Source organism: Sulfurimonas sp. (genome assembly GCF_014859695.1).
GTDB lineage: Bacteria > Campylobacterota > Campylobacteria > Campylobacterales > Sulfurimonadaceae > Sulfurimonas.
This window is the reverse complement of record NZ_JACUTS010000061.1, coordinates 1-10,702: the sequence shown is the minus strand read 5'-3', so window position 1 is coordinate 10,702 and position 10,702 is coordinate 1. Positions and strand designations below refer to the sequence as shown.

Sequence of the window (10,702 nt, the reverse complement as noted above, 5' to 3'; positions counted from 1 at the left end):
CTTTCAAAGACCTTCTGAAAAAATCAAAAAATCCCCATACAACTAATAAAGCTCTAAATCCATCTTAAAATCAAATTTCCCATCATTCAAAAATTTGGCGTAGACCTGATGAACCATCTGGCTATCTCGATGCCCTAAAATCTGAGCGAGCTTATGAGGAGTGATGTAACCTTTCGAGAGCATCATAGTCGCAAAAGTGTGGCGCGTGTTGTAAAGTCGTCTATATGGAATTTTTACTTTGTCAAAGAGCGGAAGCCAATGCTTGCTGTAAAAGGTTTCATTATGCACATATGGCGCACCAGATTGAGTGATAAAAAGATACTCTTTATCATGAGAGTTAAAAAGCTCATGAAGATGCGGCAATAAAATATCAAATATGGGAATCGTTCTTATACCGCTTTGAGTTTTTGGCGTTGATTCACCGAAGCGACCCCGGGAACGTTTAACATAGATCAACTGCCTTTCAAAATCAATATCCTCTTTTTTGAGTCCAATAATTTCACCCGATCTCAAACCCGTATAAAATGCGATGTGCAAATAATGCTTAAATTTGAAATTATCGACAGAACTGATAAGCAAGTCGACCTCTTCCGAAGTGAAAGGATAGATTGTTTGAGTAGTGAGTTTTGGAATGCGGATAAATTCACAAGGATTTTTTTCAATGACTTCATCATAATAGGCTTCTTTGAAGATGCCAGTAAGAACAGATATATAATGACGGAGAGATTTAGAAGATTTATCACTAAACTTAGTCAGCCAGATTCTTAATTCTGAAGATTTAATTGTAGATATATCACGATCATTAAAGTGAGGCAGAATTTTGTTATTTGCAATCCCCTCGTATTTTGCATAAGTGGATGCTTTTAATTCTGTTTTCTTTATCGTTAGATAAACCTCACAATAATGATTGATAGTCACTTAAAACTGACCATTATAAGAGTCAAGCGGAAGAGTCTCACCAAAAAGCATACCGCGATTAATAAGCTCGTTTTTGACTAAGCCGTAGTGATGAAGATTAACCGTGTCAATTTTTTTGTCAATCTCTAGATAATGGTGATACAGCTCATAATTTTTCATATACAGTGGAGACTTAGAAGCAGGCTCGAAAATCTTACCATCTTTATAAAGAAGATTTTTGTCATCGATCACAAGCGGGATAAAATCGTTTTTAGTCTTTTGAGTCCACTGCGTAGGCACTTTTTCAAAGCGATCATAAACTTTCTTTTCATCTTTTGTGCTGCCAAACTCTTTCACAACGGTATTGCCGTAAAAAACTTTATATACACCACGATTATATTCAAGCGTACGACCAGAGAAAATATCCATGAATTTAAAGTAATCATCTTCTTTTGACCACTCGCAACACGCGCCCGGGGCGTTCGCAATATCCGTTAGATAGAACCAATCCGATTCAAGAGGCTGGATTTTTTGGAATACCCATTGCGGCACTATGGTATGCGAAGTAACGCAGCGCGGGATGCGGTGATGGATGAACCATGCTTGAATATAATCTATCTCTTTTTGATTTTTAACGTCCATGAACGACTTTGTGACATATTTGAGAACATAGGCCGAGGGTTTATTAATATTCCATTGGAAGCACTCTAACTGCCCCTCAATGCAACCTTTCAAAGGTTCAGCGTTACGCGGAGCGGTGAAAGACTTTACAAACTGACTTTTAACATCGTTTACAAATTTTGGCGCGATATAAAACATCATGTGAAAATGCGGGATGCCGTCTTTATGTGGCTCCACAGTTCTAATATATGAATATTTGATACCAGCTTTACGCATTTCTTTAAACGGAGCAGAAGCTAGAAAGAGTTTCATTTGATAATTTAAAACGTTGTAGAGGTCTTTAACAGTGATCTGCTCATTGTTCTCAATTCGGGACCGGAGATAATTTGTTTCAGGAGTATCAGGGATTTTTTTATAAACGTATTTCGCGCGGTCGTATAACTCTTTCTGCTCATCTGATTTTCTTGAAACTTCTTTTAAATCCTCAAAAGTGTTTTTATGCTCTAAAAATCTGCTATTGTCGCAATCATGCAAAAGATCACGATAGAAGCCATCTAGCGTAGCCGTAACAAACACAGGAGTCAATCCGAGCGTATTAGTATAGTCTGTCATGGTATTGATCTTATTCACGAGCTGTGCATAGTATCTTACTGAATGATTCGCACTGTGTGAAACATCCATTAAACTTTTAACTTGACCGCTTTGAGTTGTAAACACTGAATTTTCTAAATATAGCTTTTGAAAATCAATTTTCTTTTGAACGTAATGAAGATCATGTTTCGTTAAACCGTAATTTTTCATCTGTCACTCCTGTTTTTTATTTGTGTTTGAAATCTGTAAACTTTTGTTAAATTGACAAGGAGCCTAACGCCTAAGCGAAAAACGCTGGCGCGTTTTGTCGCTGGCAGCGTTAGGCGTAGGCTTAAAGCTTTTTAGAAAAACTTTGAAATCTTCGTCTTATTATTATCGGGAGGCGGAAGATACATATCAAAAAAGCCTTTGTCGGACTCGAAACAAAAATCTGTAAAGGATGAATATTTATTTTTATAAACAAGCTCCATATTGAAGCGTTCTTTGTAAAAATTAAACTTTTCAAAAGTGAAAATGTCATTTTTATAAATGCAAGAAGCAGCGCTGCATTTAAAGCAGGCAATTTCTCTATCAATAGACTCATCCGGCTCTAAAGCAGGTTCTATTTTTTTATTATTGGCGGAGTTTATTGCTTGTGTAGCTGGAGACGGAGCATCGGGAGAGCCAAACAGTGAGCCGAGCATATAGATCATCATACCAATCAAGCAGAGCATCCCGAAAGCATAAATATAAATTTTTGGTACAGCAGCTTCAACCTTACCGCTATCATATTTTGAAAAAATCCATTTTGGAATCCATACGTTTTTAATAGAGGGCTTTGAGGCTTTTGATTGTCTCGACGTTTCAAAATATGCGTATTTGAAAAGAGAGGGGTGTAGTCGATTTGAAGCGTCAGCAGCTTGAATAAAATGCTTTATTGTTTTGTCATTTTTAAAAGAGGTCGTAATTTGAGAGAGATCGTTCTGTATCAAGATCATATCTTGGAAAAGATGCCGAGAATAGTTAAACCATTTAGCGAGATATTTTTTTTGTTCATCAAAATAATCAGCAGCCTCATCTATAACGATCAAGACATGATTAAAGCGAAAACCTAAAATCTCGTTATAGAGGTAACCGATAGGCGCAATGTCAAAATCTGTCTCTATCTCTTCATAAGGAACAGAGGCAGCCACATCGTCCCAAAATTTATTAAGTGCTGTGTCAATGGATTCAATATGCTTTGACTCTTCAAGAAGTGTGGCCTGAACCAGCGCGCAAGCGTTGATAATATCAAAATTTAAAAACTCCAAAGCACCGTTAAAATCTTCTGTATTTAAACCGCTGATGTTTGTATAGCATTTTATATAGTCGCCATTATAATCAGGGTCTTTAAGGATAGGATTTTTAATTTGATTGTTTGGCACGAGGCTATAAATATAAGAAACAGCGAGAACAGTTTTCCCCCCGCCTAAAATGCCATTTATATACTTAATCATTTATCACCGCCTTGAAATAAATCAGATAACTGATATCCTCTTTTTTATCTACTGTGTGATCAAAGAGAGAGCCAAGAAGCGGAATATCGCCAAGGATAGGAATAGAAGCGTTATACTGATTTGTGCTGGACGTGGTAAGCCCTGCGAGCATCATCTGTTCACCGTTTTTGATATCAAACTTTGAAATATAGGATTTTGTGGTAGTGACCAAAGAGCCTAAAGAGGGGTTATATTCTTGAAGATCGGATACCTCGAAATTAAAATCTAAAATAGCGTGGCCGTCATAGATATCGGCAGCACATGAAAGAGTAAGACCGACGTTTAGCGTTTCAAATTTCTTAGAACTATATTCGCCGGTAGGTCGAAGCGAGTCCGTAGAGCTTGCCACAATCCGAATTTTTTGACCGGATAAGAAAATTGATTTTTCGCCATTCATTACCGTCATATTTGGACGGGTGACTACACGGGCCTGCCCGGTCTCTTTAAGTAGATTGATAAAAAGGGAAATATCACCAAGACCACCAGCAAGACCGCGAGAACTGATAAGCGCCTGGACCTCTTTGTTATTGTTGATATTTGTAAATAGGCCTGTATCGAAAAAACCCATCGTTTTTATGCTCGATGCGATAGAAGCAAAATCAATCCCGATATCTTTAAGATTTGTTTCATTTACGCTAATGATCTCACCCTCTAAAAAGATCTGTTTAACAGCAGATACAGAATCAACAAAACGCTTAAAATTTATAAAACTCTCTTTTTTTAGATATTTAACAATCACTTTATTTACACCGACTTTAACCAATGAGACTTCAAAAAATGCAGCCAATTTCAGAAGATCATCGAAGGGAATATTTTTAAATGTAAGAAAATCATATTTTTGAGGTTCGGCAGTTTTAAGCGTCAAATAATAGATACTGTTAAAGTTTGACAGCTCAAAACCGTTAGACTCACAAATAATCAAAAAAGACTCTAAACTAATTTTTGAAGTGAGAGAAGAATAAAAGTAAAAATTGCGGGAGATATCGACTTTTGGGTCAAGGATAATATTGATCTTATTTGTATCGCTCACAAGCTGCGCCAGCTCGTGGATATTCATTTTTAAAGAATCCGCGCTAAGAGAAAGAGAAAGCATTAAGATCAAGAAAGATTTTTTCACGGTGTCACCCCTTTTTATTTACCTAATAATCCGTAACCTAAGGACGTATAATAACCCTGCGCCTTATTTCCAAGGGTACGAACATAAAGCATTAATTTGTATTCAAACAGCATCAGAATAATTGTAAAAAATAGTTTGAAAATATCAATGACAGCACCAAGGGCACCCGATGCAGAAGCAACTTTGAAAATAATTCCGCTCTGTCCTGTTGTTTCTGTAAATTTTTCGGAAACAGTTGTCATAGTATTGTAAAGAGTGGTAAAAATATCTACCGCAAAATAAAAAACAGTTAAGTAAAAAGCCCAGGCGGTAATCGTAATTAAAAGCTGAACAGGAAAAAAAATAGCAATGCGGGCAATTTGTTTAGTAATCCAAGCAGTAGCAGCTGTGATAAGTGCGCCAATACCGAACACACCTGCAATAATCGGAACAGGCATTATTCACCCCCCATTTTTAGAAAAGTTAAAACACCGAACATCAAAACACTCACCAACCCAAAAAGATAAACAATAGAATAAATCAGAGAGCTATAAGGCGAAATTTTTGCACATAGATCAAGCGTGTGAGTCGTACCACCAATCGTAAGAGTTTCAGCGCAAGTATCAAAAGAAACAGGAGGCGCAATAATTACCCCCGTTTGAAGTTTGGTTTTAGTAGATTCAAAAGTAGTCTTCATATTGTCATAATCGGCTTTTAAATTTGTACCGAAATCAACAAAATCAGCAAACATACCATCACCCGAGTCCAAGGCTTCTTGAAAATTAGACATATGAGCAGAAGTAGAAAGCATTTCTTTTAAAAACTCTTCTGCTTCAGTAGGTGTATCGTCAGGAGTGATCGAACCCCCTTCGGTCTCTGATAAATTTTCTTCTTTGTTCAAAGAAGCGTTTATATCAGATAGAAGCGCTGCTATTCCTGCATTACCGGATGAAATCGTAGTATTAAGGTCACCGATTGAAGTTATAACACCCTCTGCACCTTCTTTGATCGTTGAGTTCAGATCAGAAACAGCATTTTTAACCGCGTCAATAGCTTCAATTGTTTTTGTCATATCAGTTGTTGCGTTAATATCTTTAATCGCTTTTTCAATATCTGTTAATTTTTCGTTTCGTTCAGTTGCTTTTTCGACAAGTTTTTCTATATTTGTATCCACTTTTGTAAGAGTCTGATCTGTTTTTAAAAGCGTGTTATTTGTCAAGGTATTTTGAGTAATAATCTGATCTAGTCGGTCAGTAATCGGCTTTGTATTAAATTCAGTCGTTTGCGTTGTTCCATCGCTTGAAATTGTCGTACCCGTGGCGGTTGATGTTGTACCTAAACTTGTGCTTGTTGATGTTGTTCCGGTGCTTGAAGTTGCCGAAGTGCTTGAAGTTGAGTTTGAGGGATTATGAACAGCGGTAACGGTAGAAGTCGCACCCGTGACGGCTGTACCGTCTGATTTTATTACCGTAGGATTTGAAACCGTTTGAGTATAAGTGAAAGGCACAATATTGTTAGTTTCTTTAAAATCATTTGAAGTAACAGGAGTTGTCAAAACCTCTTTAGGCACTGTAATTTCTTCAGTTGTACCATCAGCTTTTTTAGTTGTAGAAATCACAGCCGTTTCGGTAACAGTTACCGTTTGAGTAGAGCCGTCAGGATTGACCACTTTTTGGACAGGTGAACCGTCCGGGGCGGTTGTTGTTTGAAGATTTGCAGGAATTTGAAAAGTATCTAAATGAATTTTGATAGCGTTTTCCGATGTACTTGAAACGTTGTCAGTTTCAGCATCATTAAAAGTATAAACGTTATCACCGTAAACGCCTGCACCGGTAGAAAAAAGACCCAAGTGAATAGCAGTTGCAGCAATACCAGCACCGACGGCAGGCGTGGCAAGTCCACCCGATCCAACAACAGCAACAGCACCACCCGCAACAGCAACAGCAAGACCACCGATTTGCAAAAACCTATTTGTTATGGATTCGCCAGATGTATTAAAAATCTGCTGCGTACCATCAGGAAGAGTTACGGGAAGATTTGGAATGATCTCGCCACCGTTTAAATCGTAAGATTTGCACCAGCCCAAAGAAGCATGACAAGCTTGAGTCGAGCCGTCTGCGTATTTGTAAACGTTTACGCCAGGTACTTCAGGATTGTTTAATACCCTTGTTTGAGTCGGGTAACACGTATACTCATACTTAGTTGTGTTTTCAGGACATGAGATAAGTTCAGGGCAGGAGCAAGTTTCCATATTATATGATTGACCGTCAGGGCAAATAGTAGGTGGGGGCGTGATAATTGTTGTTGAAATTGAAACAACTAGTGAACATCTTAATGCACTGCCATAATTTGACCAATTTCCAGTCCAAGAAAGTGCGACATCAGTAGCAACGCGTCCAGAAAGATTATCTTGCCCGACCATCATTGGACAAAATTCTATTGCATGAGCTTCTGTTGCTGACCAAATGTAAGGAAGGTATTCGATCATTGCAGTTGCAGTTCCACCAGTGGGGGTAAGAGTTTCACAAGTACTAGGATTAATATAATCTTCCGAAAAAAGAGAAGATACAGAAAGAAAAAAAGCAAAAATAATTTTTTTCATAACGACGACACCAACACCGCGATAAGTGCGAAGAATGAAAACAGCATTAAAAGCAAATAAAAATGAATAGAAAAGAAATAATTTAAAGTGTTATCATCAGTAATAGGGATGATCTCAAGCGCAAAAGCGGGAAAGATCAGGACGAATAAAAGAAAGAAAAAAATCCTCATCGTCGTCTCCCCATAAGAAATAGAAACATGAGCGTAACGAACATAAAAGTAAAACCTGCAAGCTGTCCGGCAAGAGCCATTTGAAAGCTATGATCTTGCTGGCTCATATTCAAATAAAGAGAAGCACACTCATGGCTATAAAGTGCCGTTTGCGTATCGTAAACGCTCAAACCGTCACAAGCAGAAAAAGCGGAAGTAACAAAAAGAGCTGTAAAAATTATCAAAATCTTAATCATTTTTATAAACCTTTTTTATCATTGAAATAAGAAGCTGAAAAGCTAAGATACTGACATAAAAACCCGTCATTGTTCCAAAGATAAACAACATAGAATCAAAATCAATACTTAGCATTTCAAACCTTTGTTAGATTTTTTTGACCATCTTAAAGATGACACCAAAACCAATTACTGCAAGAACAGCAAGGAGAGCAAAATCGCCACCGTTAGTGATAGATGATGTGATATCAGTATCAGCACCAACTGGAAGAGTTACCGGAGCAGCAACAGCCTCAACGGCACCAAGAACAAGAACACCCGTAGCAGCCAATGCCGCTTTAGAACGACTAAACGTATTTTTGATTTTCTTCATAGAAAACCCCTTTTTAGTACCGTGTAAATGACACGGAGAGATAGCTGTCTTTAGGGCGCACGCGTTCCCTGAACAAATTACTTTTTAAAGAGCGGTATATAGTGAGAGATTCTCTCTCATGGGATTAGTCTGGCAAGTGCTAAACTTCGACTAAACTTTTTTCAGATAGAAAATACCCTTACTCACAACGCTCCGCTCTATCTGCGATGCTGGTAAGCTAACAGACAACCCTTTTATGCCTTAACTGGTGAAGCTTTTGAGCTAGTCATAGACTTTAGAAAGTCCGTACCGCTTACAATTGATTTGACTTTGAAGATATCAGCACCCGTTTGCTTTTGAGGGATACCGCCACGAATGGAAAATATCTCGCCATTGTTGCGCGCTTTTCTGACAACTTCCGCCACGTTTGTCGCTACCATTTCACTTTCACAAGGAATGCTAAACTCAATGATTTGTTCTATCTCACGAAGTCCTACAACGTCGTCTTCTGATTCGGAGATATTTACCGATCTAAATTTAAGAGACGCTGGATAAGAATTACCCTCGAACTCGCCTGATCTGCCCGGCTTGATAGAGCCAACTTTTAGAACCTCGTAAGATACAACGAAACCTTCTTGAATTAATGCCATGTGTCACTCCTTAAGTGATAGTTGAATTTTGTCTGCTCCTGATTTATTACACGGGGGAGTGACAGTCACCCGTGAGCCGTCTTTATAAGGCGCGGATATTCCTAAAATTTAATCTGAAAGCATCAAAGCGTTGATCTCTTTTATAAAATCAGCTCTTGTTTGTTTGCAGGGATAGACTATAAAGTCTGCGAACAATGCAAAGATATTATGAAGCTGTGAGGGGGTCATGATTCATCATCCCAATCAGAATTTAGAACAGAAACGACTTTTAAATCAGATTCAGAAGTTTTCAAATAATCCAAAAGATCAGAGAACGAATCAAACTTTTTTAAATCTGATTCTGTTTCACCGATAAGATGAAATCTTCCATATTGCATACACAAAGTGTTTAAATTATCTTCATGTTTGACAGTGACAAAATTACCTGATGCAATCTCTTTTAAAATGTTTACAGTTCTCATGCTGCTAACCTTTTAAGATCAAGTAAATCAGACTGTTTTTTTTCAGCGATAGAAAGCATTTTTGAGAGTCTTTCAATGCGTACAGTGTCGCGGTATTTTTTAGGGGAAGAGTTCTCAAAGGTCAGCTCTTCTTTGATGTTTTCGATGCTTAGAGCGACGGAGGCAAGCTCATAATTGATAAGGTTTGGAGTTAGCTTCATATAATTTTTGGTATTATTAGAAGGCATAGACGCTTTTAAACGTCGAGGAGTGACATCCGCAATTTTCTCATCATTGTTATCAGAGGCGAAAGAGAAGAGGTCAAAGTTAGTTTTGGATTCGATTTTTGTCATGGTGTCACTCCTAAATGTAAAATAGTTTTACTAAATCTATGTATATTGTATAATCTAATACCTTTAGCGCAGCTTAAAAATAGGAAAATATTATACAATTATTGTAAAAAAAGGAAAATAATTTGACGAGAGAAGAACTAGCGAACCTATTGGGAACAACAAGGCAAACGCTAACTAATTGGGAAAAAGAAAAACCTGATCTAATAAGACTAATAAACCAAGGTTTGGCGCTAGATGAAAGCATAGAAGAAACAAAGAGACATTTAGAGAAGTTAGAAGAATTGAAAAACGCAGCAAGCAGCGGAAAATTAAAACTAAAATAAAAAGGAGAAAAGAAGTGTTTAATATTTTTAAAAACAACAATAGCCAATATTTAAAAGCTACAGCCATAGGCAAGCACTTCAATTTATCCGCAAGACAAATGAATAAAATTTTTGAAAAACTAAGATGGGCAATAAAAGACGGGGAAAACTGGAAAATTACAAGACTAGGCACCACGAATGGCGGGAAACAAGAATTTGACAAAGTAAACAAAGTAGAGATCATTGTATGGGATTCAAAAATTAAAGAAAACATATTTTTAAAAGAAGAGATCATTAAAGAAAGCAAAAACATCAAAAAGCAAATACCTAAAGAAGATAAAACCAATCTTTACAAAACCAATACGAGCATAAGAGAAACCAATCAAAAAAAAATGACCAATGAAGAGAAAAAAGAAAAAGGCGACATATACGAAATATTTTTAAAAGAATACTTTGAAGAAAAGGGATATATAGCACACGACAACGGAATAAAAAACGGAAGAAAAGACAGAGGCATAGATCTCATTTTAAGAGCAAATAAAATCAATCTTTTCATACAAGCGAAGCACTGGAAGAAGGAATCAGGAAACACAATAAAGCAAGATGATCTAAGAAAGTTTATTGGTGACGTTGCTTTATACTTAGAGGACTACCCAGCCTTTGCAATGACAACAATCAAAAGATATTTCATTACTTCAGAAGATATCTTAGACTTTAATGCAAAAAAGTTTCTAGAGCAGCACAAAGAGAAGATAGAATATATCGTAATACCAATGAAAGACGAAAAAGCCCCTATTTCAAGCACTTTCAAGTACTTTTAAAGAAGAAAAAACAGGGTGTAATTTTTCAAATCCCCCCGACCGCACCAAAAAACTCTCAAAACCCCCTAAAATAGGGAC

13 protein-coding genes are annotated in these 10,702 nt (G+C 37.1%); 2 read left to right on the top strand and 11 right to left on the bottom strand.

Annotated features, from left to right (window positions below; all coding sequences use genetic code 11):
• Positions 1 to 42: 42 nt before the first annotated feature.
• From IBX42_RS09480 to IBX42_RS09430, 11 genes are all read right to left on the bottom strand, one after another.
• Entirely contained in the window at positions 43 to 918 is an 876-nt protein-coding gene (locus IBX42_RS09480) for a site-specific integrase (RefSeq protein WP_294932229.1), read from the bottom strand.
• On the bottom strand, positions 919 to 2,319 hold the full coding sequence (locus IBX42_RS09475) for a replication endonuclease (RefSeq protein WP_294932225.1): 1,401 nt from the start codon (positions 2,317 to 2,319) through the stop codon (positions 919 to 921).
• Between the two features lie 131 nt (positions 2,320 to 2,450).
• Positions 2,451 to 3,584, bottom strand: a complete 1,134-nt coding sequence (locus IBX42_RS09470; RefSeq protein ID WP_294932222.1) for a zonular occludens toxin domain-containing protein — start codon at positions 3,582 to 3,584, stop codon at positions 2,451 to 2,453.
• On the bottom strand, positions 3,577 to 4,680 hold the full coding sequence (locus IBX42_RS09465) for a hypothetical protein (protein WP_294932219.1): 1,104 nt from the start codon (positions 4,678 to 4,680) through the stop codon (positions 3,577 to 3,579). The genes IBX42_RS09470 and IBX42_RS09465 overlap by 8 nt, the downstream gene beginning before the upstream one ends.
• A 74-nt stretch (positions 4,681 to 4,754) precedes the next feature.
• Complete coding sequence (locus tag IBX42_RS09460; protein WP_294932216.1) at positions 4,755 to 5,177, bottom strand: hypothetical protein; 423 nt, start codon at positions 5,175 to 5,177, stop codon at positions 4,755 to 4,757.
• Complete coding sequence (locus tag IBX42_RS09455) at positions 5,177 to 7,321, bottom strand: hypothetical protein (protein ID WP_294932213.1); 2,145 nt, start codon at positions 7,319 to 7,321, stop codon at positions 5,177 to 5,179. The genes IBX42_RS09460 and IBX42_RS09455 overlap by 1 nt, the downstream gene beginning before the upstream one ends.
• Positions 7,322 to 7,487: 166 nt before the next feature.
• On the bottom strand, positions 7,488 to 7,727 hold the full coding sequence (locus IBX42_RS09450) for a hypothetical protein (RefSeq protein ID WP_294932211.1): 240 nt from the start codon (positions 7,725 to 7,727) through the stop codon (positions 7,488 to 7,490).
• A 127-nt stretch (positions 7,728 to 7,854) separates the two neighbouring features.
• Positions 7,855 to 8,079 (bottom strand): hypothetical protein, encoded by a 225-nt coding sequence (locus IBX42_RS09445; RefSeq protein WP_294932208.1) that lies wholly within the window; start codon positions 8,077 to 8,079, stop codon positions 7,855 to 7,857.
• A gap of 233 nt (positions 8,080 to 8,312) precedes the next feature.
• Positions 8,313 to 8,708 carry a hypothetical protein gene (locus IBX42_RS09440; RefSeq protein ID WP_294932205.1) on the bottom strand — a complete coding sequence of 132 codons (396 nt, stop codon included), beginning with the start codon at positions 8,706 to 8,708 and terminating at the stop codon, positions 8,313 to 8,315.
• A 224-nt stretch (positions 8,709 to 8,932) separates the two neighbouring features.
• Positions 8,933 to 9,169, bottom strand: a complete 237-nt coding sequence (locus tag IBX42_RS09435) for a hypothetical protein (RefSeq protein WP_294932202.1) — start codon at positions 9,167 to 9,169, stop codon at positions 8,933 to 8,935.
• Positions 9,166 to 9,501, bottom strand: coding sequence for a hypothetical protein (locus IBX42_RS09430; protein WP_294932198.1), 336 nt, complete (start codon positions 9,499 to 9,501; stop codon positions 9,166 to 9,168). Before IBX42_RS09430 ends, IBX42_RS09435 begins: the two co-directional genes overlap by 4 nt.
• 122 nt (positions 9,502 to 9,623) lie before the next feature.
• On the opposite strand from IBX42_RS09430, the gene IBX42_RS09425 reads away from it, so the two are divergent.
• Together IBX42_RS09425 and IBX42_RS09420 are read left to right on the top strand one after the other, a co-directional pair.
• Positions 9,624 to 9,824, top strand: a complete 201-nt coding sequence (locus tag IBX42_RS09425; RefSeq protein ID WP_294932195.1) for a helix-turn-helix domain-containing protein — start codon at positions 9,624 to 9,626, stop codon at positions 9,822 to 9,824.
• Positions 9,825 to 9,838: 14 nt separating this feature from the next.
• The gene (locus IBX42_RS09420; RefSeq protein ID WP_294932192.1) at positions 9,839 to 10,624 is read left to right on the top strand and encodes a restriction endonuclease; all 786 of its coding nucleotides are present in this window, start codon (positions 9,839 to 9,841) and stop codon (positions 10,622 to 10,624) included.
• Positions 10,625 to 10,702 lie beyond the last annotated feature (78 nt).